Raw genomic sequence first — 25,796 nt, forward strand, 5'->3', positions numbered from 1 at the left:
TGCCCAAAATGTAGTTCGGGTCGGTGATGCTGATGCTCACCGTCACCGCACTCGCCACCGTCGCCTCTATGCTCAACGGGCTCAGGCTCGGCGTGCCCAACACGCCGGCCTGGGCCAGCAGGGGCATCGCAAGCATCAGCCCGTTGGCCAGACGCCGGGTCTGCCTTACGGCGCACTCCGTCAGCTTGCGCACCCACCCTGCGTCCTTGCCCATAGGCGCCTCCCCTGCTCCGTGCTGACCTCAACCGAATGACTGCTGCTCGGCTCGCGGCACGGGGCCGGACTTACTGCTCGAGAGGCGCCTATCGGCTCGCCGGGGCCAGATTTGCATCACAGAGCCGCGGCTTTCGCGGGCCGCATGCTGCAAGCTGGCCTTTGAAATGACGGTATCACGCAGCCTGCGACAACTCTCCTTCGCACGGAGGAGGCAGCCCCCCTCAGTCGCGGGGGTTGGGCCTATTGAAACGTGGGGGGCCGCGGTCGGTGCCCGCGGCAATGGCGGCGCCAGACCGGCTGCTGGGCGGTGTCGGCCCTCTTGGAACCAAGACCGCCGAGCCACTCAGCGAAGGCTGCGGCCCGAGGCCGGCTTCCCCGCCGGCGCGACATCGGATGCCGGGCCGCCGCGACGCCGGGCTTCGGCGATGGCGCCGCGCAAGGCTTGGGCATGCGCGGCATCGGGCTCGGCGCCACGCAGGGCGCGCTCCCAGAAGACGATGGCCTCGGGGTACCGATTGCGGCTGAACGCGATGGTGCCGGCAAGGGTCAGGGCCTTGGAATTGTTGGGGTCCAGGCGCACGGCCTGCATCACCAGTCGCTCGGGCTCGCCGGCCAGCGAACCCTGTTGGACCGTGCCCAGGCTGTCGGCATAGTCGGCCAGGGCCTGTGCGTTCCTGGGTTGCAGCTCGGCAACGCGCTTGAAGGCGGCCACCGCCTCGGCGGGGTGTTCGAGCGACGCTTGCACGCGCCCGAGCAGCGTCCAGGCTTCGGCATCATCGGGTTCGACCTTCAGCCGCTCGTTCAGGTCGGTGATCAAGGCCCTGGCCTGGGCCGCATCGGGCTTTGCAGCGGATTGAGACTCGACCATGCCCGGCTCGTCGCGCCAGCCCGCCGGGTTGCCCATCGCGCCATAGCCCGCCAGACCCACGGCCAGCACGAAGAGGCCTACCGACACCACCAGGCGGCGCGGTGGACGCACGGGGGCGGGGGCAGCGGGAGAGACGGCGGGTGAAGCGTCGGGTGAAGCGGCGGCCTCGGGTGGCAGCAGGGGCGGGCTAGCGGAGGCTGCCGTCGGCGTTGGCATCGTCGGGGGTGTCAGGGTCGAAGGCGTCGTCGCTCGCGCGCTGGCGGCGGCGCAGCGAGACGACCAGCGCCGTGAGCGCGCCCACCATCAGCAGCGCCGGCCCCACCCATAGCAGCAGAGTCGTGGCCTTGAAGGGCGGCTTGTAGAGCACGAAATCGCCGTAGCGCTCGGTCATGTAGGCGCGGATCTGGTCGTCGCTCTGGCCTTTGACGATCATCTCGCCGATCTGCTTGCGCAGGTCGACCGCGAGGTCGGCGTGCGAATCGGCGATGGTCTGGTTCTGGCACACCAGGCAACGCAGTTCGGCCGCCAGCGACATGATGCGCTTTTCCAGTGCCGGGTCGGGCACCGCTGGCGCGGCCTCGCGCGCCAGCGCCGGCTGCAGCGCCGCCAACACAAGGGCCAGGATCAGGAGCAGTTGTCTAGGCATTGAGTTTTCTCACCAGGGGCTCGATGCGGTCGCGCAGCACCTCTTCGGTGACCGGGCCGATGTGCTTGTAGCGGATGACGCCCTGGCGGTCGATCACGAAGGTCTCGGGCACGCCGTAGACGCCGTAATCGATGCCGATGCGGCCGTCGGCGTCGATCACCGAATCGGTGTACGGGTTGCCCAGGCGCTGCAGCCAGTCGAGCCCGGCCTTGCGCTCGTCCTTGTACTGGAGACCGTAGATGGGCACCACGCCCCGCTGCGCGAAGCGCACCAGCACCGGGTGCTCGGCGCGGCAGGCCACGCACCACGAGGCCCAGACATTGAGCATCCACACCTTGCCCGCCATGTCCTGCGGCTTCAGGGTCTGCGCCGGGTTGGACAGCAGGCTGGCGCTGAAGGCCGGCGCCGGCTTGTCGATCAGCGGCGAAGGCACCTCGCGCGGGTCCAGGCGCAGGCCGAAGGCCAGGAAGGCCGCCAGCACGATGAAGAGGATCAGGGGCCAGAGAAAACGCGTCATGCGGTGCTCCCGGCGGCCCCGGTGGCGGCCGCCGTCGCGGCCTGGCGCGAGCGGTAGCGGCGGTCGGTGGTGGCGAGAATGCCGCCGGCCATCATGATCAGGCAGCCCATCCATATCCAGCTGATGAAGGGCTTGTAGAGCACGCGCACCACCCACTCGCCGCTGGGCAGTTGCTCACCCATCGACAGGTAGAGATCGCGCGCCAGATCGCTGTGCACCGCGGCCTCGGTCATGGGATTGGACTGCACGCGGTAGATGCGCTTCTCGGGGAACAGTGTGGCCACGGCCTGGCCGTCGCGCGTGATCTCGATGCGTGCGCGCGCCGCCGTGTAGTTGGGGCCGGGAACCTCGCGCACCTCGGTCATCTTGAAGCTGTAGCCGCCGACCTCGGTGGTGTCGCCGGGGCCCATCTTGACGTCGCGCTCGGTCTCGTAGGTCTTGACCATGGTGACGCCGAAGGCGAAGGCGGCGACACCGATGTGGGCCAACATCATGCCAACCATGGCGCGCGGCAGCTGGCGGGCGCGATGGCCGATCTGGCCCAGGCTGCTGCCGGCCGGCAGCAGGCGGGTCTTGAGGTCGACCAGCAGGCCGGCGACGATCCAGAAGGCCATCATCAGGCCTCCGGTGGCAACGAGCGAGATCTTGCCGGCGGCCAGACCCACGGCCAGGGCCAGCGCCACTACGAGGACCGCGGGCACGACCAGGCGGCGCAGCAGCGGGCCGGCCTCGTCCTGCTTCCAGCGCACCAGGGGGCCGAAGCCCATCACCACCACCAGGGGCAGCATGAGCAGGCCGAACACGGTGTCGAAGTAAGGCGGGCCGACGGAGATCTTGCCCAGGTTCAGCGCATCCAGGAACAGCGGGTAGAGCGTGCCCAGCAGCACCGCGCCGCAGGCCGCCGCCAGCATCATGTTGTTGGCCAGCAGCAGAGACTCACGCGAGAACATGCCGAAGCGCTGGCCCAGGCCCACCTTGGCGGCGCGCCAGGCGAAGAGCAGCAGCGAGCTGCCGATCACGATGACCAGGAAGCCGAGGATGAAGAGGCCGCGCCTGGGATCGGTGGCGAAGGCGTGGACCGAACTCAGCACGCCCGAGCGCACGAGGAAGGTGCCCATCAGCGACAGCGAGAAGGCGGCGATGGCCAGCCACACGGTCCAGACCTTGAAGCCGCCGCGCTTTTCGGTCACGGCCAGAGAATGGATCAGCGCCGTGCCCACCAGCCAGGGCATGAAGGAGGCGTTTTCGACCGGATCCCAGAACCACCAGCCGCCCCAGCCCAGCTCGTTGTACGCCCACCAGCTGCCCAGGCCGATGCCGAAGGTGAGAAAGACCCAGGCCGCGGTGGTCCAGGGGCGCGTCCAGCGCGCCCAGGTGGCGTCGAGGTTGCCGCCGATCAGCGCCGCCACCGCGAAGGCGAAGGCAACCGAGAAGCCGACATAGCCCATGTACAGCATGGGCGGGTGGATGACCATGCCCGGATCCTGCAGCAGCGGGTTGAGGTCGCGCCCGTCCATCGCCGCCGGGATCAGGCGGTCGAAGGGGTTGCTGGTCATCAGCATGAAGAGCAGGAAGCCCACCGACACCAGGCCCAGCACGCCCAGGATGCGGGCGACGAAGGGCAGCGGCAGCGTGCGGCTGAAGCGCGCCACGGCCAGCGCCCACAGCACGAGCATCAGCACCCACAGCAGCAGCGAGCCTTCGTGGCCGCCCCAGACCGCGGCAAAGCGGTACTCGGTGGGCAGCGCCGAATTGGAGTTGCTGGCCACGTACAGCACCGAGAAATCGTTGCGCAGGAAGGAAGCCGCCAGGCAGACGAAGGATGCCGTCACCAGCAGGGCCTGCAGCAGCGCCAGCGGCCGCGCCAGCGCCATCCAGCCCGCGTTGCCGCGCTGCGCGCCGACCAGTGGCAGCACGCCCTGGGCGATGGCCGCGCCGAGCGCGAAATACAGCAGCAGGTGGCCCAGTTCAGGAATCACTTGCGGTCCCCCATCACCAGGGTCGAGGCGTTGTGGCTGGAGGTCTTGCCGGCGCTCTTGAGCGCGGCGGCGGCCTCGGGCGGCATGTAGTTCTCGTCGTGCTTGGCCAGCACCTCGCGGGCGACGAAGACGCCGTCGGGGCCGAGCTGGCCCTGGGCGACCACGCCCTTGCCTTCCTTGAACAGGTCGGGCAGCACGCCGGTGTACTTCACCGGCACCGTCTTGGCCGTGTCGGTGACGGTGAAGCGCACGGTCACGCCGTCACGCGCCACGGTGCCTTCCTCGACCAGGCCGCCGATGCGGAAGGTGCGGCCCTGCGGTGCCTCGTTCGCCGCCACCTGGGTGGGCGAATAGAAGAAGACGAGGTTGCTGTTGAAGGCATTGAGCACCAGGCCCACGGCCAGGCCGACAGCGCCCAGCACACCCACGATGATCAATGCACGTTTTTGACGCGGCTTCATGGCCCAGCTCCTTGCACCGGCAGCGCCGGCGGGTTCGAAAAATGACGGCGCGGCACTGGGCCGCGCGCCGACTTGGAGTCGGCTGTCTGTTGGCAGTTCAATCGAAACGCCCCTGGCCCGCAGCCAGTGCGCGCACCCAGTCGGCGTCTGCTTCCGCCTCGATCACGAGGGCCCGTGTGCGCGACCCGATGACAGCAAAACTGTAGGCCCCCAAGCTTAAGGTGATCAAAATCACCGCGCCCAGCAGGGTCGGGCTGAGGCCCGGCATGGCCTCCAGACTTACAGGTGAAGCGCCCTGGTGCTGCGCATGCCACCACTGCACCGAGAACCAGATGAGGGGCGCGCTCACCGCGCCCACCAGGGCCAGCAGGGCACTGGCATGGGCCGCCCGGCGGCCATCGTCGATGGCCTCGACGAGCGCGATGTAAGCGATGTAAAGCATCAGCAGCACGAACTGCCAGGTCAGGCGGGCTTCCCACATCCACCACTGGCCCCAGCCTGGCCGGCCCCAGAAGGCGCCGCTCCACAACGCCAGAAAGGTGACGAGCGCGCCGGTGGGCGCTATGGCCTGCGCCAACATCGATGCCAGGGGCAGCCGGCGCCGCCAGCCAGCCACGGCACAAACCGCCATCAGCAGGTACAGCAGCGCGGCCAGCCAACCGGCCGGCAGGTGGACGAAGGCGATGCGCCAGGCCTCGCCTTGTTGCGCATCGGCCGCAGGAACAAGCAGCGCCAGCCCTGCTCCAGCCAAGCCCAGGGCGGCGGCGGCGCCCCAGCAGATGGGAAGCCAGGCTCCGGCCAGGGCATGAAAGCGCGTCGGTGCGGCCAGGCTGGCCCCGCGCAGGGCGGCATTCATCGCGCTTCAATCCATCGAGATGCGCAGCGCCGCCGCGGTGGCCAGCGGCGCACCCAGCGCGGTCAGGATCAGCAGCGCGCCCAGCACCGAAAAATGCGCGCGTGCCGACAGGCCGCTGTCGATGGCCGCCACCGCGCCGGTGCCGAAGATCAGCGTCGGGATGGTCAGCGGCAGCACGAGCAGGAAGACCAGGGCGGCGCCGCTGCGCAGGCCCAGGGTGAGCGCCGCCCCGACGGCGCCCAGCAGGCTGAGGATGGGCGTGCCGATGAGCAGCGTGGTGGTGAGCGCGGCGATGGCCGGCCCGCTCATGCCGAAGAGCAGTCCGATCAAGGGCGACATCAGCACCAGCGGCAGCCCGGTGCTGAGCCATTGCGCCAGCACTTTGCCGAGCACGATGCCCAACAGGGGCTGCGGCGACAGCAGCATCTGCTCGAGCGAGCCGTCCTGGTGGTCGCCCGCGAAGAGCTGGGTCACGGAGAGCATGGCCGCCAGCAGCGCGCAGACCCAGACCACACCGGGCCCGATCTGGCGCAAGGTCTGCGGTTCGGGGCCGACGCCGAGCGGAAACAGCCCCGCGGCGACGACGAAGAAGCCCAGCGGCAGCAAGGCCTCGACGCGGCGGCGGCGGGCCAGCAGGAGGTCGCGGCGCGTCGTGGCCAGCAGCACATCGCTCATGCGGGGCAGGTTCCGAGAGAGGCTGCGGGCTGGTGCGTGAAATCTGTCATGGCGCGGCGGATTGTAGGGACCGCTTTTTGCAAGGGGCTTGCGTGCGATCAAGGCGGCCCGAGGGCGCGCCGGCCGAGCCCGCGCCCCCCCGGCGAGGCCTCAGCGGCGACGCACGGTCTCGAGATCGAACTCGACCAGCCCGGCCAGCGGCACGCTCTGATGGCTCGTCAGCAACACCGCGCCGCCGCGCGCCGCCTGCGCCGTGATGAGGGCCGACAGCGTCTGCGTGCTGCCGACGTCGAGCGCGTCGTAGGGCTCGTCAAGTATCCACACGCGCGCCTTCTCCTCGAGCGCCAGGCGCGACAGCGCACCGCGCCGGCGCTGGCCCTGCGACAGCGTGCGCACGGCGGCCGTGCGCCGGCTCTGCAGGCCGACGTGGTCGAGCGCCTTCACGGCGCGCGCATCGGCGTCTTCAACCCCGCCCAGGCGGCCGAGGTAGGCCACCGATTCGGCCAGCGTCAGGTCTTCCTTCAGCGCATTGGCGTGGCCGATGTAGAGCAGGCCGTCGCGCGCCTCGGCGCCGGCCTTGCGCATCGGCGTGCCGCGCCACAGCACCTCGCCCGCCGCTGGCGCCGAGAGGCCGGCCAGGATGCGCATCAGGCTGGTCTTGCCGCTGCCATTGGTGCCGCGCAGCCAGGTCACCGAGCCCGCCTTCAGGCTCAGCTCCAGCCCCTCGAAGAGCAGGTTGCGGCCACGCTTGCAGGCGAGCTGCCGGGCTTCGAGCAGGACTTCGGACGGTTCGGACATGGATTCCTCAGGATTGCGCCAGGCGCTGCACCGCGCGCCGCGTGCCGCCGTCGCCAACATTGACACCCAGCGTGAGCAGCGCCGCCTCGACGCCGCCCAGGGCGCCCAGGATCAGCGCCGGGTTGCTGTCGCCCAGGTGGCCGATGCGGAAGGCACGGCCGGCCAGCGGCCCCAGGCCGCCGGCCACGGCAACCTGGAAGCGCTCACGCGCGATGCGACGCAGCGCGTCGACATCGACGCCCTTGACTGCGATGGTGGTCACCGAGACCGAGCGGCAGGACTCATCACGGGAAAAGAAATCCAGCGCCCCGCCCTCGCGCCAGCCCTCCACCGCCGCCTGCACCAGGCCGGCCAGCAGGCGGTGGCGCGCGTGCACCGCGTCCAGGCCCTCGCGGAAGATCAGGCCCAGCGCCGCCTCAAGCCCGAACATCAGGTTCTGCGGCGCGGTGCCGCAGAACTTGCGGTAGGACAGCGGGTCGCGCCGGCGCAGCCAGTCCCAGTAGAAGCGCGGCGCCGGGTTGTGCCGGGCGGCGGCCATGCCGCGCGCATTGACGGCCACGATGCCCAGGCCGGGCGGGCACATCAGGCCTTTCTGCGAGGCTCCGACCGCGACATCCAAGCCCAGCGCGTCCATCGCGAAGGGCGCCGCACCCAGCGAAGCCACGACATCGGCCACCAGCAGGGCCGGATGCCCGGCCGCAGCCATGGCGCGGCGGATCGCGGCGATGTCGCTGGTGACGCCGCTGGCGGTGTCGGTGTGTACCGCGAAGACGGCCTGGATGGCGTGGCCGCGGTCGTCGCGCAACGCCTGCTCGACGGCTTCGACGTCGATCGGCCAACCCTCGCGCCAGGGCGTGCGTACCACGGTGCGGCCCAGGGCCTCGGTCTGCACCGCCCAGGATTCGGAGAAGTGCCCGGTGCCGGGCACCAGCACCGCCTGCCCCGGCGCGGCCAGGTTCTCGACCACCGCCTCCCACACGCCATGGCCGTTGCTGGCGTAAAAGAAGACATCGGCCGCGCTACTGCCCAGCAGGCGGCGCAGGCCGGCCTCGCAGGCGGCGATGTTGGCATCCACGCGCGCATCGCCCAGGTCCATGGGCTGCACGCTCATCGCGTGCAGCACCTCGTCGGGCAGCGGCGTCGGGCCCGGCGAATGCAGCAGGCGGCGGCCGGGAATGCGGTCGGTCATGCGCCGATGTTACGAGGCGCGCTCAGCGTTCCGTGCCGGGCTTGGCGGCCCAGGCCGGCGGGCGCTTGTCGATGAAGGCCTGCACGCCTTCCAGCGCCGCGGCATCCATCATGTTGCAGGCCATGGTGCGGCCGGCGTCCTCGTAGGCAGCGGCGATGCCGGCCTCGAGCTGGCGGTAGAACAGCGCCTTGCCCGCGGCCAGCGCCACCGCCGGCTTGGCGACGATGCTGGCCACCAGGCGCTCGACCTCGGCATCCAGCTGATCGGCCTCAGCGACGCGGTTGACCAGGCCCTTGGCGCGCGCCTCGTCGGCATCGATGAATTCGCCCGTCACCAGCATCTCGAAGGCCGCCTTGCGACCCAGGTTGCGGCTGAGCGCGACGCTGGGCGTGCTGCAGAACAGGCCCAGGTTGACGCCGCTGACGGCAAAGCGCGTGCCACGGGCCGCCACCGCCAGATCGCACATCGCCACCAGCTGGCAGCCGGCGGCGGTGGCGATGCCCTGCACACGCGCCACCACCGGCAGCGGCAGCTTCTGGATAGCGAGCATCATCTTTGCGCACTGCGCGAACAGGCGCTCGTAGTAGCCGAGCGAAGGCTGGGCGCGCATTTCCTTGAGATCGTGGCCGGCGCAGAAGGCGCGGCCGGCGGCGGCGATGACGACCACGCGCGCCGCGCTGTCGGCCGCCACGGCGTCGAGTGCCGCTTGCAGCGCAGCCAGCATGTCCTCGCTGAGCGAGTTGAAGGCCGATGGCCGGTTGAGTGTGAGCGTGACGACGCCACGCGCGTCTTTCTCGTGCAGCACCAGGGGTTCTTGCGACAAAGCTTGCTCCTCGATACGTCGGCTGCCACGCCGGAGGCGGCCTGTGCGGCAATTGTCGCGCCTGCGGGCCGCGCCGGCTCTTCAACTCGGCTCGCGCCTGACGATACTGGCGCGTGCCCCGCGCCGTATCGACGCCACCCCTGCCCTGCTGCCGCGACGCCGACGAGAATCCTGCCATGCCCCGACTGCCTGCCCTGCCCGCCCTTTGCGCCACCGCAGCACTGCTGGCCGCCTGTCAGACCCCGCCCGCCGCAGCGCCCGGCCATGTCACCGACGGCGCCGCCATCGTCGCGGCGGCCGACTGGGACGCGATGGAAACGGTGACGGTGGAACTGGCCGAACACAGCTTCACGCCCAGCGTGCTGCGCCTGCGCGCCGGCAAGCCTTACCGCATCCAGTTGCGCAATGTGGGCGAGAAGGACCACTACTACACGGCGCCGGAGTTCTTCCGCGCGGTGGCCTGGCGCAAGCTGATGGTGGCCCGGCAGGCGGAGATCAAGGTCGACTATGTCAACGCCGCCGAGGTGCTGGCGCGCAGGGGCCAGCTCGACCTCTTCCTGGTGCCGGTGCGCAAAGGCAGCTACCTGGTCGTCTGCACCATCGACGACCATCGCGAACACGGCATGGAAGGCACGATCGTCGTCGAATGAAGAACCTGCACGCCACCCTGCCCACAGCCCTTTCGGCGGCCCTGCTGGAGGCCGTGCTGCTGGCGCCCGCGCCGGCTGCGGCCCAGGCGGCCCAGGCGCTGCCGGTGCCTGCACTGGCCACGCCGCCCAAGGTGGACGGCGACCTGGCCGAATGGGGCAGCGAGGGCTGGCTGGCGGTGGCGGTGAGGCCGGCGCTGGAACGCAAGGACAGGCCCCGCTACGGCCTGGACGAGGCCGACGACCAGAACCACACCGGCAGCCTGACGGTGCAGATCAAGGCGGGCATCGCCGACGGTCGCCTCTTCATCGCCGTGCGCTACCCCGACAGCCGCGAGGACAAGGACACAGCCGCCTGGGAGTGGCGCGACGGCCGCTATGTCCAGTCGCGCCGGTCGGAAGACCAGTTTGCCGTGCGCTTCCACCTCGCCGGCGACTACGACCGCAGCATGCTCAGCGCCCGGGACTACCGCGCCGACGTCTGGCTCTGGTCGGCCGGCCGCAGCAACCCCACCGGCGTGGCCGACGATTACTCGCACAGCTTCACGACCCGCTCCACCGAGGACGCCGCCGAATACAGCCTGCCCGGCGGCAAGACGGCCTACATCCGCAAGCCGCGCGACGCCGGGAGGCCGGCCTACCGCAGCCTGCCGGCACCGCGCGAGCACAAGGGTGATCGCTTGCCCGCGTTTGAAGCCCAGAAGGCGACGGGCAGCGCCGCCGACGTGGCCGCCCGCGGCCAGTGGAAGGCCGGGTTCTGGAGCCTGGAATTCGCACGCGCCCTCCACACCGGCCAGGCCGACGACGTGGTCTTCGTGCCAGGCCAGAAGCTGCTGGGCCAGATCGCGGTCTTCAACCACGGCCGCGACGAGCACAAGTCGGTCTCGGAGCCGGTGCTTTTCGAGTTCGCGCCGCCGCGCTGACGGCCTGGCCGCCGCGGCCCGGTGGCGGCTCAACTGCCTTGATCGAGCGCCACGCTGTGGGCGATGCAGACGCGGTTGCGCCCCGAACGCTTGGCCTGGTACATGGCGGCGTCGGCGGCCTCGATCAGGCGCGACTGCTGGCTGGCATCGATGTCGGGGAATTCGGCAATGCCGATGGAGGCGGTCACGCGCAGGCCGTCGATGGAGAGCCGCTCGATGTCCTGCCGCAGCCGCTCGGCCAGGCTGTAGGCGCCGGCCTTGTTGGTGTTGGGCAGGATGGCGACGAATTCTTCGCCGCCGTAGCGGCAGGGCGAGTCTGGGCCTCGCAGTGCGGCCCGCATCAGGCGAGCCACTTCCTTGAGCACGCGGTCGCCCATGTCATGGCCGTGGGCGTCGTTGAACCGCTTGAAGTGGTCGACGTCGAACAACAGCACCGACAGCGGCAGGTGGTAGCGCTTGGCCCGCTCGAGTTCGGTCTGCAGCGCCTCGTCCAGGTAGCGCCGGTTGTAGAGCAGCGTCAGGCCGTCGGTGTTGGACAGGCGGCGCAACTCGTCCTCGAGCCGCTTTTCCTCGGTGATGTCGCGCAGCAGCGCGGCACTGCCCACGCGCTTGCCCTCGGCATCGTTGATGCGAGCGGCATGTACGCTCAGCACATGCGAGTTGTACTCGAGGGTGTGGGGGCCGTTGTCGGCGTGAGCCTCCTCCAGCCACTGTTCCATCAGCAGCGGCTCGTCGAACAGCTTGAGGAAGCCCTCTTCGACGATGCGATCCTGGCTCTTGCCCAGCAACCGGGTCGCGGCCGGATTGACCAGCACCACCTGGTCGGTGGCATCGGTGACGATGATGGCCTCGCGCGCACCCAGGATGATGGTGGTCAGCTTGTCCTGCTCGAGCCGCAGGCCCTGGTAGGTCTTGAGCAGCTCGTTGGTCATGGTGTTGAAGCTACCGGCCATCTGGGCCAGCTCGTCCTGGCCCTTCACCGGCACCTTTTGGTCGAGTTCGCCGGCCGAGGCGCGCTTCATCGCGTGCGTCATCTTCTCGATCGGCCTCACCACCGAGCGGCGCATGATGGCGCCAGTGAGGAAGAGCGTAGCCAGCAGGGTCGGCGCGAGCACCAGGATGGATGCCTTGCGGGTTTCGTAGATGTCACCCTCCACCGTCTGCAGCGATGCCCCCAGCAGGATGACGCCGCGCACCGCCTGGGTCTGGCTATGGCACTTGTGGCAGGCCTTCTGGTTGACGATGGGTGCCAGGATGCGCAACGAACGCTCGCCGCGCTCGTTGGTGGTGTAGTGCATCACCGGCGCCCGACTCTCGACCGCCTGCAGCAGCTGCGGGTTGTCGGCGGCCAGCTTGCGCTCCTCGGTCTCCTTGTCGCGCTCGCGAAACACCTCGTCGCCACGGCGGCGGTTGACGTCCTGGATGGTGCGGTTGTCGCCGAAGGCCTCGAGACCGTCGACGCGCAGGACGTGGAAATCGTCGATGCCCTCGACCTTGTGCAGTCGGTTGGCGAAGGACTGGGCGATGTCGGCATAGCCGGCCAGCATCACGCTCTGCAGGTTCTGGCTGACGGTCTCGGTCAGCTTGAGCATGTTGCGCTCGTTCTGCGCCAGCACCGCGCGCTCCTGGTAGTTGACGTAGAACCAGGCGATGGCCACCAGCCCCAGCGTCACGGTCAGCCCCACCACCGCGAGGATGCGGTGGCCGATGCGGTTGAACGAGATCAGCGCCATGGGGATGTCGGTGCCGGGCGTGCGGCTCTATTCGAAGGCCGCACCCGAGCGCGCCCGTTCGCGCAGCTGGAACTTCTGGATCTTGCCGGTGCTGGTCTTGGGAATGGGCTCGAAACGGATCTCGCGCGGCACCTTGTAGCCCGCCAGCAGGCCCTTGCAATGCGCCACCAGCTCGGCCGCGGTGACGGTTGAATCGGCCTTGGTCTCGACATAGGCCACCGGCGCCTCGCCCCACTTGGGGTCGGGCCGCGCCACCACGGCGCAGGCCAGCACCGCGGGGTGGCGGTAGAGCGCGTCCTCGACCTCGAGGCTGCTGATGTTCTCGCCGCCCGAGATGATGATGTCCTTGCTGCGGTCCTTGATCTTGACGTAGCGGTCGGCCTCCATCACCGCCAGGTCGCCGGTGTGGAACCAGCCGCCGGCAAAGGCGGCCTCGGTGGCGGCCGGGTTCTTGAGATAGCCCTTCATCACGATGTTGCCGCGGAACATGATCTCGCCCATGGTCTGGCCGTCGGCCGGCGTCTCGGCCAGGCTCTCGGCGTCGAGCACCGTCATGCCTTCCTGCAGGCCGTAGCGCACGCCCTGGCGGCCGTTCAGGCGCGTCTGCTCGGACAGGCTCTCTGCCGCCCACGAAGGCCGCTTGACGGCCACCGCCGCCGGGCCGTAGACCTCGGTGAGGCCGTAGACATGGGTGATGTCGAAGCCGATGCGCGCCATGCCCTCGATCATGGCCGCCGGCGGCGCCGCGCCGGCGACCATGCCGCGCACCTTCTGCCGTATGCCCTCGCGCTGCTCGGCGGGTGCGTTGATGAGCAGGTTGTGCACGATGGGCGCGGCGCAGTAGTGGTCGACGCCGTGCTCGCGCATGGCATCGAGAATGGCCTTGGCCTCGACACGGCGCAGGCAGACATGGGTGCCGCCCAGCAGCGCCACCGTCCACGGGAAGCACCAGCCGTTGCAGTGGAACATCGGCAGCGTCCACAGGTATTTCGGGAAGTGCGGCATGGTCCAGGTGGCCGCGTTGCTGACCGCGTTGAGGTAGGCGCCGCGATGGTGGGTGACCACGCCCTTGGGGTCACCGGTGGTGCCGCTGGTGTAGCTCACGGCGATGGCGTCCCATTCGTCGGCAGGGCCTTCCAGGCGCGCCAGCGGCGCGTGGGCGGCCAGCAGGGCCTCGTACTCGTGCGCGCCCAGGGCGGCGCCGGCGCCGGTGTATTCGCTGTCGAAGACGTCGATCACCACCAGCTGGCGGCCGTGCTCCTGGGCCAGGGCCTTGAGCGCCGGCGCGATCACGGGCGCGAACTCGCGGTCGGTGATCAGAACCTGGGCCTCGCAGTGGTTCATCTGCCAGGCCAGCAGCGGCGCATCGAGCCGCGTGTTGAGGGTGTTGAGCACGGCGCCCAGGGCCGGCACGGCGTAGTGCGCCTCCACCATTTCGGGCGTGTTGGGCAGCATCACGCTCACCGTGCTGCCGTGGCCCACACCCAGGCTGCGCAGCGCCGCCGCCAGCCGCGCCGCACGTCCGCGCGTCTGGGCCCAGGTGTAGCGGCGCGCGCCGTGAACCACGGCCGGCAGGTCGCCGAAGACCTCGGCGCTGCGCTCGACGAAGCTGGTCGGGCTCAGCGCCACGTAGTTGGCCGCGTTCTTGTCCAGATGCTGGTCGTAGATGCTCATGCGCACGCGCTCCCGGTGAGGGGCGTCATCTTATGCCGGCACCAGGGCCGGCCGGCTCAGCCGGTGGCCCGGGCCAGCGCCTGGTCCATGTCCCAGAGGATGTCGTCGATGTGCTCCAGCCCCACCGAGATGCGCACCATGTCGGGCCGCACGCCGGCGGCAAGCTGCTGGGCGGGGTCGAGCTGGCGGTGGGTGGTGCTGGCCGGGTGGCTGATGAGGGTGCGCGTGTCGCCGATGTTGACGAGGTGGCTCATGAACTGCGCGCCCTCGATGAAGCGCACGCCGGCCGCGACGCCACCGTCGCCATCGCCCGCCGACGGCTTGACGCCGAAGGCCAACAGCCCCGAGGCGCCGCGCATCTGGCGCTGCATCAGCGCGTGCTGCGGGTGGCTTTCCAGCCCCGGGTAGTTGACCCAGCCCACGCGCGGGTCGTCGCGCAGGAAGCGCGCCACGGCCAGCGCATTGGCGCAATGGCGCTCCATGCGCAGCGGCAGGGTCTCGACGCCCTGCAGGATCTGCCAGGCGGCCATGGGCGCCAGCGCCGCGCCGTAGACGCGCAGCGTCTCCATGCGGCAGCGCATCGTGAAGCCGAAGTCGCCGAAGGTCTCGTAGAAGCGCACGCCGTGGTAGCCGGGCGAGGGCTCGGTCATGCCCGGAAATTTGCCGTTGTCCCAGGGAAAGCGCCCGCTCTCGACGATCACGCCGCCCAGCGTGGTGCCGTGGCCGGCGAGGTACTTGGTGGCGCTATGCACCACCAGGTCGGCGCCCAGCGCGCAGGGGTTGCACAGGAAGGGGCTGGGCACGGTGTTGTCGATGATCAGCGGCACGCCGTGGGCATGGGCCACCTCGGCGATGGCGGCGATGTCCAGGACGACGAGGCTGGGGTTGCCCAGGCTCTCGGCAAACACGGCGCGCGTGTTGGGGCGCATGGCCGCGGCAAAGGCGGCGGGGTCGGTGGCGTCGACAAAGCTCGTCTCGATGCCGAACTTGCGCAGGCTGACGGCCAGCATGGTGACGCTGCCGCCATAGAGGGCGCCGGCGGCAACGACGTGGTCGCCCGCCTGCAGGATGGTCATCAGCGCCATGGCCTCGGCGGCCATGCCGCTGGCGCAGGCGATGGCGGCGCGGCCACTCTCCAGCGCCGCCACCCGTTCTTCCAGTGCCGCCACCGTAGGGTTGCTCAGCCGCGAATAGACGTTGCCGAAGGTGGCCAGGTTGAAGAGCTGGGCGGCGTGCTCGGCGCTGTCGAAGACAAAGCTGGTGGTCTGGTAGATGGGCAGGGCACGCGCGCCGGTGGCGGCGTCGGGGATCTGGCCGGCATGGATGGCCAGGGTCTCGGGCTTGTAGGCGTGGTCGGCCATGGTGTCAGACCGGCCGCCGCGCCGAGATCACGCGGGTGTTGACGCCGAACCAGTGCAGGCCGCCGAAGAGCCGCGCGTGCTCGATCTTGACGCAACGGTCCATCACCGAATCCAGCCCGGCGGCCCGCACCAGCGCGTCGGCCTCGGCGTTGACGACGCCGATCTGCTGCCACAGCACGCGCGCACCCAGGGCCACGGCGCTGTGCGCGATGGGCAATACGTCGGCGGTCTTGCGGAAGACATCGACCATGTCGATGGGCTCGGGGATGTCCTCGAGCCTGGCGTAGCAGCGTTCGCCCAGGAGGCTGTCGTAGCGCGGGTTGACCGGCAGCACGCGGTAGCCCTTGGCCTGCATGTACTGGGCGGCGAAGTGGCTGGGCCTGAACCAGTCGGCCGACAGCCCCACCACGGCGATTGTGCGGCAGTTCTTGAGGATGCGGCGCAGGGTGGGGATGTCGTCGGCCATGGCACCATCGTAGCGCGGGGCCGCGGTCCCGCTGCTATACACTGGCCGCCACCAGGAGAGAGCTTGGCCGGCACTGCGCCGGCCGGGCCGCCGAAGGCGCAGTGGTGGGACTAAGCCCTCCTCGAACGCTCAGGCACAACGGACTGGTTTTCGACCTCACTGGAGAGAGGCCGGGCGGGTGCAAGGCACACGCCTTCGGCCCACCGAAGGGGCAAGGTCTGGCGGGCCCGAGAAGGGCTGGGCCAGCACCGAATCTCTCAGGTAAAGCGGACAGCGAGGGCCCCCGTCACACCGCCTGCGCGGTGCTTGCGTCGATGCCCTTGGAAGGATGGCCATGTCCGCTGCCGGCTCCACACCTCTGCTCCAGACCCCTTTGCACGCCCTGCACCTGCGCCTGGGCGCGCGCATGGTGCCCTTTGCCGGCTATGCGATGCCGGTGCAGTACCCCACCGGCGTGATGGCCGAGCACCGCCACTGCCGCGCCGGCGCGGCGCTGTTCGATGTCTCGCACATGGGCCAGATTCGCCTGGTGGGCGCCGACGCCGCCGCGGCGCTCGAGACCCTGGTGCCGGTTGACCTGGTCGATCTCGCACCCGGCCGCCAGCGCTATGCCTTCTTCACCAATGCCAGCGGTGGCCTGCTCGACGACCTGATGGTGGTGCGTCCGGAGGCCGCCGCACGCGAGGCCTTCGGCGATCTCTTCCTGGTCGTCAACGCCGGCTGCAAGGACGCCGACCTGCGCCACCTGCTCACCCACATCGCCCACCGCTGCCAGGTGGTGGCCATGCCCGAGCGCGCGCTGCTGGCGCTGCAGGGCCCGGCGGCGGTGCAGGTGCTGGCGCGGCTGCACGGTGGCGTGGCGCAGCTGAAGTTCATGACCGGCGGCCCCTTCGAGCTGGTGGGCGCGCCCTGCTTCGTGACGCGTTCTGGCTATACCGGCGAAGACGGCTTCGAGATCTCGGTGCCGGCCGACAAGGCCGAGCTGCTGGCCGAGGCCTTGCTGGCCCAGGCCGAGGTCAAGCCGGCCGGCCTGGGTGCGCGCGACACGCTGCGCCTGGAGGCCGGCATGTGCCTCTACGGCCACGACATCAACGAGAGCACCAGCCCGGTCGAGGCCGGCCTGGCCTGGGCCATCCAGAAGGTGCGCCGCCCGGGCGGTGCGCGCGCGGGTGGCTACCCTGGCGCGGCCGTGATAGCAAGCCATCTCGCCGGCGCCGCGCCCAGCCGCCGCGTCGGCCTGGTCGGGCTCGAGCGCGTGCCGGTGCGCGAGGGCACGGCCATCGTCGACGGCCACGGCCACAAGCTTGGCACCGTCACCAGCGGCACGCTCTCTCCCAGCGTCGACCAGCCGGTGGCCATGGCCTACCTGCCGCTGGACCACGCCCAGCCCCACCACGAGGTCTACGCCGAGGTGCGCGGCAAGCGCGTGCCCATGCGCGTGAACCCCCTGCCCTTCCACCCCCACCGCTACCAGCGCTGACCCCCCCGCCTTCGACCAGGAGCCCTGCCCATGACGACCATGTACACCCCCGACCACGAGTGGATCAACATCGAGGACCACGAGGCCGCCATCGTCGGCATCACGCACCACGCGCAGGACGCGCTGGGCGACGTGGTCTTCGTCGAACTGCCCGAGGTCGGCCGCAGCTACAAGAAGGGCGAGGTCGCCGGCGTCGTCGAATCGGTCAAGGCCGCGGCCGACATCTTCATGCCGGTGACGGGCGAGGTGGTCGAGGTCAACGAAGGACTGCGCGACGACCCCTCGCTGGCCAACAGCGATCCGCTGGGCCACGGCTGGTTCTTCAAGGTCCACATCACCGAGGTCGGCATGGCCGAGTTCGACCAGCTGATGGACCCGCCGGGCTACGACGCCCTGCTCAAGACGCTCTGAGCCGAGAGCCGAATCCCTGATCCGCCCGGCCCCACCCGGCGGCCTGGCCCAACCCCCGCAGAGAAAGCCCCGGCCCGCGCCGGGCAGAAAGCCTTGCCCATGTCCGCCCTGAAGCCGCTGGCCGCGCTCGAGAACGCCGCCGAATTTGCAGCCCGCCACATCGGCCCCGACGCCGACGACGAGCGCCACATGCTGGCGGCCATTGCCGCCGGCGGGCCGGCGCTGACGCGCGGCGCGCTCATCGAGGCCATCGTGCCGCGCGCCATCGCACGCAGCCAGGCGATGGAACTGCCGCCGCCGGCCACCGAGGCCGAGGCGCTGGCCGAACTCAAGGCGCTGGCCTCGCGCAACAAGCTGCTGAAGAGCTTCATCGGCCAGGGCTACCACGGCACCCACACGCCGGGCGTCATCCTGCGCAACATCCTCGAGAACCCGGCCTGGTACACCGCCTACACGCCCTACCAGGCCGAGATCTCGCAGGGCCGCATGGAGGCCCTGGTGAACTTCCAGACCATGGTCTGCGATCTCACCGGCATGGCCATCGCCAATGCCAGCATGCTGGACGAGGCCACCGCCGCCGCCGAGGCCATGACGCTGGCCAAGCGCAGCGTCAAGAGCAAGAGCGACACGATCATCGTTGCCGGTGACTGCCACCCGCAGACGATCGAGGTGATCCAGACGCGTGCCGCGCCGCTGGGCCTCACGGTGCGGGTGGGCATGGCGCCGCAGCTGATGGAGCAGCACGACTACTTCGCAGTCATCGCGCAATACCCCAGCACCACCGGCCTGATCCACGACCTCGCGCCCCTGGTGCAGCAGGCGCATGCCAAGCAGGCCGCCTTCATCGTCGCCGCCGACCTGCTGGCGCTGACCCTGCTGGTGCCGCCGGGCGAGTTCGACGCCGACATCGTGGTCGGCAACACCCAGCGCTTCGGCGTGCCCATGGGCGCGGGCGGCCCGCACGCCGCCTACCTGGCCTGCCGCGACGCCTTCAAGCGCGCCATGCCCGGCCGCCTGGTGGGCGTGAGCGTGGACAGCCACGGCGACCCCGCCTACCGCCTGGCGCTGCAGACGCGCGAGCAGCACATCCGGCGCGAGAAGGCCACCAGCAACATCTGCACGGCCCAGGTGCTGCTGGCCGTGATGGCCAGCATGTACGCGGTCTACCACGGGCCCGAGGGCCTGAAGCGGATCGCGCTGCGCATCGCCAGCTACACCGCCATCCTGGCCGCCGGGCTCAGGGCCCTGGGCCACAAGGTGGTGACGCCGCAGGCCTTCGACACCCTGCTCGTCGAGACCGGCCCGCGCACCGACACCATCCTCAAGCGCGCGCTGGCCGAAGGCGCCAACCTGCGCCGCGCCAGCGACCTGCACCTGGCCATCTCGCTGGACGAGACCACCACGCGCGCCGACCTGGCCCTGCTGTGGGGCTGGTTCATGGAGTCGGGCCAGGTGCTGCCCGATGTCGCCGCCTTCGAGCAGGGCGTGGAACCCCTGATCCCCGCGCGGCTGCGCCGCACCAGCGCCTTCCTCACCCACCCGGTGTTCAACCGCCACCACAGCGAGACCGAGATGCTGCGCTACATCCGCAGCCTGTCGGACAAGGACCTGGCGCTGGACCGCAGCATGATCCCGCTGGGCAGCTGCACGATGAAGCTGAACGCGACGAGCGAGATGATTCCCATCACCTGGCCCGAGTTCGCCCAGCTCCACCCCTTCGCGCCGCGCGACCAGCTGGCCGGCTATTGGGCCATGAACGACCAGCTCTGCGCCTGGCTGGCCCAGGCCACCGGCTATGCCGGGGTGAGCCTGCAGCCCAATGCCGGCAGCCAGGGCGAATACGCCGGCCTGCTGGTCATCAAGGCCTGGCACGAGAGCCGCGGCGAGGGCCAGCGCGACATCTGCCTGATCCCCGAGAGCGCCCACGGCACCAACCCGGCCAGCGCCCAGATGGCGGGCATGACGGTGGTGGTGACCAAGTGCGACGCGATGGGCAATGTCGACATCGACGACCTGCGCGCCAAGTGCGAGACCCACAGCGCGCGCCTGGCGGCGGTGATGATCACCTACCCCAGCACCCACGGCGTGTTCGAGGTGCGCGTGAAGGAACTCTGCGCCATCGTCCACCAGCACGGCGGCCGCGTCTATGTGGATGGTGCCAACATGAACGCCTTGGTGGGCGTGGCAGCGCCGGGCGAGTTCGGCGGCGATGTGAGCCACCTCAACCTGCACAAGACCTTCTGCATCCCGCACGGCGGCGGCGGCCCCGGCGTCGGGCCGGTGGCGGTGGTGGCCGATCTCGTGCCCTTCCTGCCCGGCCACCGCACGGGCGGCGTGGGCGGCGCGCAAAGCGTGGGCGCGGTGAGCGCCGCGCCGCTGGGCAATGCCGCGGTGCTGCCCATCAGCTGGATGTACTGCCGCATGATGGGCGCCGACGGCCTGCGCAGCGCCACCGAGGCCGCCATCCTGGCCGCCAACTACGTGGCCGCGCGCCTGGCCGACCACTACCCGGTGCTCTACTCGGGCGGCAATGCCGCGCTCAAGGGCGGCGGCGTGGCCCACGAATGCATCCTCGACCTGCGGCCGCTGAAAGAGGCCACCGGCAAGGACCGTGGCATCTCGGCCGAGGACGTGGCCAAGCGCCTGATCGACTACGGATTCCACGCGCCGACGCTGAGCTTCCCGGTGCCCGGCACGCTGATGATCGAGCCCACCGAGAGTGAGCCGCTGGTCGAGCTTGACCGCTTCTGCGACGCGATGATTGCCATCCGCGGCGAGATTGCCAAGGTCGAGAGCGGTGCCTGGCCGCGCGACGACAACCCGCTCAAGCACGCACCGCACACCGCGGCGGCCCTGCTCGCCAGCGACTGGAACCACGCCTACACGCGCGAGGAGGCCGCCTTCCCGCTGGCCAGCCTGCGGCGCCAGAAATACTGGAGCCCGGTGGGCCGCGTCGACAACGTCTGGGGCGACCGCAACCTGTTCTGCAGCTGTCCGCCGCTGGCCGACCTCGCCAGCTGAGCCGGTCTCAGGTCAAGGCCCAGAGCGCGCGCTGCAACTCATCGCGCAGCGCCAGCAGCGCCGGCAGGCCGTCCACGGCCGCCTCGGTGCGGCCGTGGCCTTGCAAGGCCAGCAACTGCGCGGCCACCGCGTGTACGCGGTGGTGGAGGGCATCGACACGAGCCAGGCCGGGCTGCTCGCCATAGAGCGCTTGGCCCTCGCCGTGCAGCCAGACCGAGAAACGGCACTGGCTGTCGCCGAGGTCGGCCGGCAGCGGGCCACGCCCCTGCAGGTGGTCGGCCACGGCACGTATCCAGGCGTTGTGCTCGACGCTGGCCACGATCAGCGGCCTCTCGGCGGGGGCCAGCGTCCGCATGCCCGTCCACTGCGGTGGCGCGCGCCAGCTGGCCAGCCAGGCGGGCAGCTCGGCCGCCGGCATGGGGCGCGCGATGCCGTGGCCCTGGCCCAGCTCGCAGCCCATGCGCAGCAGCATCTGACCCAGTTCCACCGAAGCCACACCCTCGGCCACCAGCTCGCGGTCGAAGGCGCGCGCCAGGCCCATCACGCCCTCCAGGATGGCCAGGTCCTCGGGCTCGTGCAGCATGTCGCGCACGAAGCTGCGGTCGACCTTGATCTGCGCCACCGCCAGGCGCTTGAGATAGGTCAGCGACGAATAGCCGGTGCCGAAATCGTCGAGCGCGAAGCTCACGCCCATCTCGCCGCAGGCCTTGATCACGCGCGCCACCTGGTCGAGGTCACGCAGTTCGCTGGTTTCCAGCAGTTCCAGCTGCAGCCGCCCCGGCGCGACGGCAGGGTGGCGCGCCAGGCTGGCGCGCAGGCGGTCCACGAACTCGGGCTGCTGCAGCTGGTGGGCGCCCACGTTCAGGCTCAGCGGCAGCGCGATGCCCTGGGCCTGCCAGGCCTCGGCCTGGGCCAGGGCATGGTCTATCACCCATTCGCCCACCTTTACGCTGAGCGCGTGGTGCTCGATCAGCGGCAGGAACTGCCCCGGCAGCAGCAGGCCTTCGGTGGGGTGCTGCCAGCGGATCAGGGCCTCGGCGCCGACGACGGCACCGCTCCTCATGTTCACCTTGGGCTGGTAGTGCAGCAGGAACTCGCCCGCCTCGAGCGCGGCACGCAGGCGGTCCAGGCCCTCGATGTGGCCGCGCAGGCTGCGGTCCTGCTCGGCATCGAAGACGACATAGCGGTTGCGCCCGGCCTGCTTGGCCTGGTACATGGCCTGGTCGGCCTGGCGGATGAGCTGGTCGGCCTCGACCTCATCGGCCTGCGGGTAGAAGCTCACGCCCAGGCTGGCCGTCACCTGCAGCAACTGGTCGCCGTGAGCCAGCGGCTGCGAGGCCGCGTCCAGCATGCGCGCCAAGAGCGGCACGCCGGCACTGACGCTGGACAGGTCCCCGAGCACGGCCACGAATTCATCACCGCCCAGGCGCGCCAGCGTGTCGCCGGCGCGCAGGGCCTGCTGCAGGCGCCGCGCCAGGGCCACCAGCAGCTCGTCGCCGCAGGCGTGGCCATGGGCGTCGTTGACGGCCTTGAAGCCATCGAGGTCGAGGAAGACCAGGGCCAGCAGCTGACCGCGCCGCTGCGCCTGCTGCATGGCCTTGTGCAGGCGGTCGGCCAGCAGCACGCGGTTGGGCAGACCGGTGAGCGCGTCGTAGTGGGCGATGCGTTCGAGCCGGTTCTCTTGCGCCTTCAGCGCCGTGATGTCCGAGAAGAGCGAGACATAGTGGCGCGCCCTGCCCTGGTGGTCGCGCACCGTGCTCACGGCCTGCAGCGCGGCGTAGACGGCGCCGCTCTTGTGGCGGTTCCAGAACTCGCCGTACCAGTGGCCCTCGGTGGTGAGGCGACGCCAGAACTCGGCGTAATGCTCGGGCGACTGCAGGCCCGAGCGCAGCATGCGCGGGTTGCGGCCCAGGGCCTCATCGCGGCCATAGCCGGTGATGCGCGTGAAGGCTTCGTTGACGTCGACGATGGCGCCCTCGGGGTCGGTGATCATGATGCCCTCGCGGGCATGGCTGAAGACGCTGGCGGCCAGGCGCAACTGGTCCTCGGCCTGCTTGCGCGCCGAGATGTCGGTGTGCGAGACCACGGCGCCCTCGCCGGCCGGCCGCAGCGGCGCCACCGTGAGCGCGTACCAGCCGTCGTCGCCCACGTCCAGGCGCGGCAGCTCGCGCCTCAGGTGGCGGGCGCGCCCGCTGAGCACGGTGCGTATGGCCTCGCACAGAAGGATGGCATCGCCATGGCGTGGATCGTCCTCGGGCAGTTCGCAGGCCACGAGGTAGTTGTCGCCGACGCGGCTGCCGCGTGGGGCGACGCCATGCTGCTCGGCCCGCCGCCGCCAGGGCTCGTTGACAGCCACGATGACGCCGTCGCGGTCGAGCACGGCAATCTCGGCCAGCACCGAGTCGAGGATGGCGGCCTTGAAGGCCTCACCCTCGCGCAGGCGATCAGCGCCGCGCCTCACCTCCTCGGTCAGGCGCTGGGCGATGCGGCCGGCGGCGGCGCGCGTGTGGATGACCGAGCGCAGCAGCGCGTACAACAAACCGCTGAGCATCAAGCCGGCGGCGAGCGTGGCCCAGGCCGCGGTGTAGTCGATCGCGGCCGCGGCGCGTGCGTCCTCGAATTCAAGCTGCCAGCTGCGGCCGTAAAAGTCCAGGCGGCGCTGCTGCAGCAGCGCGCCCGCGGCGGGAGGCCCCGGGCGGCTGTCGAAGAGCCGCGCGCTGCCGTCGGCGATGTGCAGGTCGACGGCCCGGCCCTCCTGCTCCATCCAATCGCCCAGGATGCCGCGCATGAGATCGTTCATGCGGTAGGGGCTGTAGGCCCAGCCCAGCAGCACCTGGCGGCGCTGGGCGGCGGTGGTGGGGTCACTGCCCTCGCGGTAGACCGGCAGGTAGAGCAGCACGCCGGTCTGCACGTCCTCGCCGGTCTCCTGCACCAGTTGCACCGGGCCCGAGAGCGTGGCTTCGCCGCTGTCGCGGGCGCGCTCCATCGCCGCCCGCCGCGTGGGCTCGGCATACATGTCGTAGCCAAAGGCGCGCAGATTGCGCCCGGCAAAGGGCTCGAGAAACTTGATCGCGGTATAGGCCGGCCGCGCGCCCACCGGCCACACCTCGTAGTGCGGATGGCCCTCATCGCGCACGCTGGCGATGTGCGCGGCCAGGCGCTCGGACGGCAGCCACTCGGCGAAGCCTATGCCCTGCACGCCGGGCACGGTGCGCTCGGGTTGCAGCGTCTCGACATAAGTGCGCCAGTCGCCGCGCGTGACCGGGTGCGAGGCCGAGAAGCGGCCCGCGGCGCCGCGCAGGATCAGCGCATAGGCGCCCAGACGCTCCTGGACCCTGAGCGTGAGCTGGTCGCAACGGTTGGCAAAATGGCGCGTCGCGTCGGCGTCGATGTCGCGCTTGACCACCAGCGCAGCAGCCACCGAAACCGCCAGGCCCAAGGCGAGTGCCAGCACCGCATGCTGGCCGCGCAAGCCGCTCGTCGACGGGGTTGACTCTTCGGAAGGCGGCATTGGCGGTGTACTGCGGGGCTCGAGCGGGTGCGAACCGGCGCTGTCGGGGGTGATGGCCGGAGCCGAAAATTATCCCTGCCGGCCCTTGCATCGACCTTGATCTGGCGCGGTGCCCCAAGCATCGCGCCCTGTGCCCTAGCATCGCGCCATGGCCGTCAGCGTCTTCGACCTCTTCAAGATCGGCATCGGGCCGAGCAGCTCGCACACCGTGGGCCCGATGCGGGCGGCGCGGCTGTTCGCGGCCCGCCTGGCCGCCGACGGCCAGCTCGACGCCACATCGCGCGTGCTGGCCCAGCTGTACGGCTCGCTCGGTGCCACGGGCAAGGGCCACGGCAGCGACAAGGCGGTGCTGCTGGGCCTGGCCGGTTACGAGCCGGACACGGTGGACGTCGACGCCGTGCCGCAGTTGCTGGCGGCGATGCGCGCCCAGGGCCGGCTGCCGCTGCTGGGCCGCCACGAGCTGGCCTTCAATGAGAAGGACGACCTGTTGTTCCATCGCCGCGAGACCCTGCCGCTGCACGCCAACGGCATGCGCTTCACGGCCTTCGACGCCGCCGGCGCCACGCTGGCCAGCCGCGTCTACTACTCGGTGGGCGGCGGCTTCGTGCTCGGCGAGGAGTTGGCGGCCGACGGCAGCCGCCAGCAGCTGATCGCCCCCGACACCACGGTGCTGCCCCACCCCTTCCACAGCGGCGAAGAGCTGCTGCGACGCACGCGCGAACTCGGCTGCGGCATCGCCGAGCTGATGCGCAGGAACGAACGCCACTGGCGCAGCGACGCCGAGATCGACGCCGGCTTGCTGAAGATCTGGCAGGTGATGCAGGACTGCGTGGCGCGCGGTTGCGCCAGCGGCGGCACCTTGCCCGGTGGCTTCAAGGTGAAGCGCCGCGCCAAGGCCTTGCGCGACGCCCTCACCGCCCACCCCGAGGCCGCGCTGCGCGACCCCTTGCAGGTGCTGGACTGGGTCAACCTCTACGCCCTGGCCGTCAACGAGGAGAACGCCGCCGGCGGCCGCGTCGTCACCGCGCCCACCAACGGAGCGGCCGGCATCGTGCCCGCGGTGCTGCACTACTACACGCGCTTCGTGCCCGGTGCCAGCGAGCGCGGCGTGGTCGATTTCCTGCTCACCGCCGCCGCCATCGGCATGCTCTACAAGGAAAACGCCAGCATCAGCGGCGCCGAGGTCGGCTGCCAGGGCGAAGTGGGCGTGGCCTGCAGCATGGCCGCCGGTGCGCTGTGCGCGGTGATGGGCGGCACGCCCGAGCAGGCCGAGAACGCCGCCGAGATCGGCATGGAGCACCACCTGGGCCTGACCTGCGACCCGGTGGGCGGCCTGGTGCAGATTCCCTGCATCGAGCGCAACGCCATCGCCGCGGTGAAGGCCATCAACGCCGCGCGCATGGCGCTGCGCGGCGACGGCACGCATTTCGTGAGCCTGGACAAGGTGATCAAGACGATGCGCGAAACCGGCGCTGACATGATGAGCAAGTACAAGGAAACCGCCCGCGGCGGGCTGGCCGTCAACATCGTCGAATGCTGAG

22 protein-coding genes and 1 riboswitch are annotated in these 25,796 nt (G+C 70.4%); of the genes, 6 read left to right on the forward strand and 16 right to left on the reverse strand.

Annotated features, from left to right (window positions below; genetic code table 11):
• The 11 genes from JMV16_RS19880 to JMV16_RS19930 form a co-directional block, all read right to left on the reverse strand.
• Positions 1-214: hypothetical protein (locus tag JMV16_RS19880; RefSeq protein ID WP_201496056.1), on the reverse strand; the 214-nt coding region annotated here is incomplete at its 3' end.
• Positions 215-559: 345 nt separating this feature from the next.
• Positions 560-1,195 (reverse strand): tetratricopeptide repeat protein, encoded by a 636-nt coding sequence (locus JMV16_RS19885; protein WP_201496057.1) that lies wholly within the window; start codon positions 1,193-1,195, stop codon positions 560-562.
• Between the two features lie 76 nt (positions 1,196-1,271).
• Complete coding sequence (locus JMV16_RS19890; protein ID WP_201496058.1) at positions 1,272-1,730, reverse strand: cytochrome c-type biogenesis protein; 459 nt, start codon at positions 1,728-1,730, stop codon at positions 1,272-1,274.
• A complete protein-coding gene (locus tag JMV16_RS19895; RefSeq protein WP_201496059.1) occupies positions 1,723-2,247 on the reverse strand; it encodes a DsbE family thiol:disulfide interchange protein in 525 nt (174 codons plus the stop codon). The genes JMV16_RS19890 and JMV16_RS19895 overlap by 8 nt, the downstream gene beginning before the upstream one ends.
• Positions 2,244-4,226 (reverse strand): heme lyase CcmF/NrfE family subunit, encoded by a 1,983-nt coding sequence (locus JMV16_RS19900; protein ID WP_201496060.1) that lies wholly within the window; start codon positions 4,224-4,226, stop codon positions 2,244-2,246. The genes JMV16_RS19895 and JMV16_RS19900 overlap by 4 nt, the downstream gene beginning before the upstream one ends.
• Positions 4,223-4,687, reverse strand: a complete 465-nt coding sequence (gene ccmE, locus JMV16_RS19905; protein WP_201496061.1) for a cytochrome c maturation protein CcmE — start codon at positions 4,685-4,687, stop codon at positions 4,223-4,225. The genes JMV16_RS19900 and ccmE overlap by 4 nt, the downstream gene beginning before the upstream one ends.
• 97 nt (positions 4,688-4,784) lie before the next feature.
• A complete protein-coding gene (ccsA, locus tag JMV16_RS19910; protein ID WP_201496062.1) occupies positions 4,785-5,543 on the reverse strand; it encodes a cytochrome c biogenesis protein CcsA in 759 nt (252 codons plus the stop codon).
• Between the two features lie 6 nt (positions 5,544-5,549).
• Entirely contained in the window at positions 5,550-6,218 is a 669-nt protein-coding gene (gene ccmB, locus JMV16_RS19915) for a heme exporter protein CcmB (RefSeq protein ID WP_201496063.1), read from the reverse strand.
• Between the two features lie 150 nt (positions 6,219-6,368).
• Positions 6,369-7,016, reverse strand: a complete 648-nt coding sequence (gene ccmA / locus JMV16_RS19920) for a cytochrome c biogenesis heme-transporting ATPase CcmA (RefSeq protein WP_201496064.1) — start codon at positions 7,014-7,016, stop codon at positions 6,369-6,371.
• Between the two features lie 7 nt (positions 7,017-7,023).
• Positions 7,024-8,205 (reverse strand): pyridoxal-phosphate-dependent aminotransferase family protein, encoded by a 1,182-nt coding sequence (locus JMV16_RS19925; protein ID WP_201496065.1) that lies wholly within the window; start codon positions 8,203-8,205, stop codon positions 7,024-7,026.
• A gap of 22 nt (positions 8,206-8,227) precedes the next feature.
• On the reverse strand, positions 8,228-9,028 hold the full coding sequence (locus JMV16_RS19930) for an enoyl-CoA hydratase (protein ID WP_201496066.1): 801 nt from the start codon (positions 9,026-9,028) through the stop codon (positions 8,228-8,230).
• Positions 9,029-9,204: 176 nt separating this feature from the next.
• On the opposite strand from JMV16_RS19930, the gene JMV16_RS19935 reads away from it, so the two are divergent.
• The gene (locus JMV16_RS19935) at positions 9,205-9,678 is read left to right on the forward strand and encodes a cupredoxin domain-containing protein (protein ID WP_201496067.1); all 474 of its coding nucleotides are present in this window, start codon (positions 9,205-9,207) and stop codon (positions 9,676-9,678) included.
• On the forward strand, positions 9,675-10,598 hold the full coding sequence (locus JMV16_RS19940; RefSeq protein WP_201496068.1) for an ethylbenzene dehydrogenase-related protein: 924 nt from the start codon (positions 9,675-9,677) through the stop codon (positions 10,596-10,598). The genes JMV16_RS19935 and JMV16_RS19940 overlap by 4 nt, the downstream gene beginning before the upstream one ends.
• A 29-nt stretch (positions 10,599-10,627) precedes the next feature.
• Here JMV16_RS19940 and JMV16_RS19945 read toward each other — a convergent pair whose 3' ends face one another.
• Genes JMV16_RS19945 through JMV16_RS19960 form a run of 4 tightly spaced genes read right to left on the reverse strand, consistent with a single transcriptional unit; the run spans position 10,628 to position 15,832 of the window.
• Positions 10,628-12,331, reverse strand: a complete 1,704-nt coding sequence (locus JMV16_RS19945; RefSeq protein WP_201496069.1) for a diguanylate cyclase — start codon at positions 12,329-12,331, stop codon at positions 10,628-10,630.
• A gap of 27 nt (positions 12,332-12,358) precedes the next feature.
• Positions 12,359-14,005, reverse strand: a complete 1,647-nt coding sequence (locus tag JMV16_RS19950) for an acyl-CoA synthetase (protein ID WP_201496070.1) — start codon at positions 14,003-14,005, stop codon at positions 12,359-12,361.
• A 56-nt stretch (positions 14,006-14,061) separates the two neighbouring features.
• Positions 14,062-15,366, reverse strand: a complete 1,305-nt coding sequence (locus JMV16_RS19955) for an O-acetylhomoserine aminocarboxypropyltransferase/cysteine synthase family protein (protein WP_201496071.1) — start codon at positions 15,364-15,366, stop codon at positions 14,062-14,064.
• A gap of 4 nt (positions 15,367-15,370) precedes the next feature.
• Positions 15,371-15,832: a CoA-binding protein gene (locus tag JMV16_RS19960; protein WP_201496072.1), complete on the reverse strand. Its 462-nt coding sequence runs from the start codon at positions 15,830-15,832 to the stop codon at positions 15,371-15,373.
• Between the two features lie 149 nt (positions 15,833-15,981).
• Positions 15,982-16,116: riboswitch (glycine riboswitch) on the forward strand.
• A 50-nt stretch (positions 16,117-16,166) separates the two neighbouring features.
• Between JMV16_RS19960 and gcvT the strand changes: the two genes are divergently transcribed.
• The 3 genes from gcvT to gcvP all read left to right on the forward strand — a co-directional run bounded on the left by gcvT (position 16,167) and on the right by gcvP (position 20,744).
• Positions 16,167-17,312, forward strand: coding sequence for a glycine cleavage system aminomethyltransferase GcvT (gcvT, locus tag JMV16_RS19965; RefSeq protein ID WP_201496073.1), 1,146 nt, complete (start codon positions 16,167-16,169; stop codon positions 17,310-17,312).
• A gap of 30 nt (positions 17,313-17,342) precedes the next feature.
• Positions 17,343-17,723 carry a glycine cleavage system protein GcvH gene (gcvH, locus tag JMV16_RS19970; RefSeq protein ID WP_201496074.1) on the forward strand — a complete coding sequence of 127 codons (381 nt, stop codon included), beginning with the start codon at positions 17,343-17,345 and terminating at the stop codon, positions 17,721-17,723.
• A gap of 99 nt (positions 17,724-17,822) precedes the next feature.
• On the forward strand, positions 17,823-20,744 hold the full coding sequence (gene gcvP, locus JMV16_RS19975; RefSeq protein ID WP_201496075.1) for an aminomethyl-transferring glycine dehydrogenase: 2,922 nt from the start codon (positions 17,823-17,825) through the stop codon (positions 20,742-20,744).
• 7 nt (positions 20,745-20,751) lie between these two features.
• Here gcvP and JMV16_RS19980 read toward each other — a convergent pair whose 3' ends face one another.
• A complete protein-coding gene (locus tag JMV16_RS19980) occupies positions 20,752-24,255 on the reverse strand; it encodes an EAL domain-containing protein (protein ID WP_201496076.1) in 3,504 nt (1,167 codons plus the stop codon).
• Between the two features lie 148 nt (positions 24,256-24,403).
• Here JMV16_RS19980 and JMV16_RS19985 point away from each other — a divergent pair, with 148 nt between their 5' ends.
• Complete coding sequence (locus JMV16_RS19985; RefSeq protein WP_201496077.1) at positions 24,404-25,795, forward strand: L-serine ammonia-lyase; 1,392 nt, start codon at positions 24,404-24,406, stop codon at positions 25,793-25,795.
• Position 25,796: the final 1 nt, after the last annotated feature.

The organism is Rubrivivax sp. A210 (assembly GCF_904426505.1).
Classification (GTDB): domain Bacteria; phylum Pseudomonadota; class Gammaproteobacteria; order Burkholderiales; family Burkholderiaceae_C; genus Rubrivivax.

What these genes read in the sequence shown, in the direction of transcription:
- JMV16_RS19890 (WP_201496058.1), bottom strand. Translation starts at nt 1,730, where the DNA reads ATGCCTAGACAACTGCTCCTGATCCTGGCCCTTGTGTTGGCGGCGCTG.
- JMV16_RS19895 (WP_201496059.1), bottom strand. Translation starts at nt 2,247, where the DNA reads ATGACGCGTTTTCTCTGGCCCCTGATCCTCTTCATCGTGCTGGCGGCC.
- ccmE (WP_201496061.1), bottom strand. Translation starts at nt 4,687, where the DNA reads ATGAAGCCGCGTCAAAAACGTGCATTGATCATCGTGGGTGTGCTGGGC.
- ccsA (WP_201496062.1), bottom strand. Translation starts at nt 5,543, where the DNA reads ATGAATGCCGCCCTGCGCGGGGCCAGCCTGGCCGCACCGACGCGCTTT.
- ccmB (WP_201496063.1), bottom strand. Translation starts at nt 6,218, where the DNA reads ATGAGCGATGTGCTGCTGGCCACGACGCGCCGCGACCTCCTGCTGGCC.
- ccmA (WP_201496064.1), bottom strand. Translation starts at nt 7,016, where the DNA reads ATGTCCGAACCGTCCGAAGTCCTGCTCGAAGCCCGGCAGCTCGCCTGC.
- JMV16_RS19925 (WP_201496065.1), bottom strand. Translation starts at nt 8,205, where the DNA reads ATGACCGACCGCATTCCCGGCCGCCGCCTGCTGCATTCGCCGGGCCCG.
- JMV16_RS19935 (WP_201496067.1), top strand. Translation starts at nt 9,205, where the DNA reads ATGCCCCGACTGCCTGCCCTGCCCGCCCTTTGCGCCACCGCAGCACTG.
- JMV16_RS19940 (WP_201496068.1), top strand. Translation starts at nt 9,675, where the DNA reads ATGAAGAACCTGCACGCCACCCTGCCCACAGCCCTTTCGGCGGCCCTG.
- JMV16_RS19945 (WP_201496069.1), bottom strand. Translation starts at nt 12,331, where the DNA reads ATGGCGCTGATCTCGTTCAACCGCATCGGCCACCGCATCCTCGCGGTG.
- JMV16_RS19950 (WP_201496070.1), bottom strand. Translation starts at nt 14,005, where the DNA reads ATGAGCATCTACGACCAGCATCTGGACAAGAACGCGGCCAACTACGTG.
- JMV16_RS19955 (WP_201496071.1), bottom strand. Translation starts at nt 15,366, where the DNA reads ATGGCCGACCACGCCTACAAGCCCGAGACCCTGGCCATCCATGCCGGC.
- JMV16_RS19960 (WP_201496072.1), bottom strand. Translation starts at nt 15,832, where the DNA reads ATGGCCGACGACATCCCCACCCTGCGCCGCATCCTCAAGAACTGCCGC.
- gcvT (WP_201496073.1), top strand. Translation starts at nt 16,167, where the DNA reads ATGTCCGCTGCCGGCTCCACACCTCTGCTCCAGACCCCTTTGCACGCC.
- gcvH (WP_201496074.1), top strand. Translation starts at nt 17,343, where the DNA reads ATGACGACCATGTACACCCCCGACCACGAGTGGATCAACATCGAGGAC.
- gcvP (WP_201496075.1), top strand. Translation starts at nt 17,823, where the DNA reads ATGTCCGCCCTGAAGCCGCTGGCCGCGCTCGAGAACGCCGCCGAATTT.
- JMV16_RS19980 (WP_201496076.1), bottom strand. Translation starts at nt 24,255, where the DNA reads ATGCCGCCTTCCGAAGAGTCAACCCCGTCGACGAGCGGCTTGCGCGGC.
- JMV16_RS19985 (WP_201496077.1), top strand. Translation starts at nt 24,404, where the DNA reads ATGGCCGTCAGCGTCTTCGACCTCTTCAAGATCGGCATCGGGCCGAGC.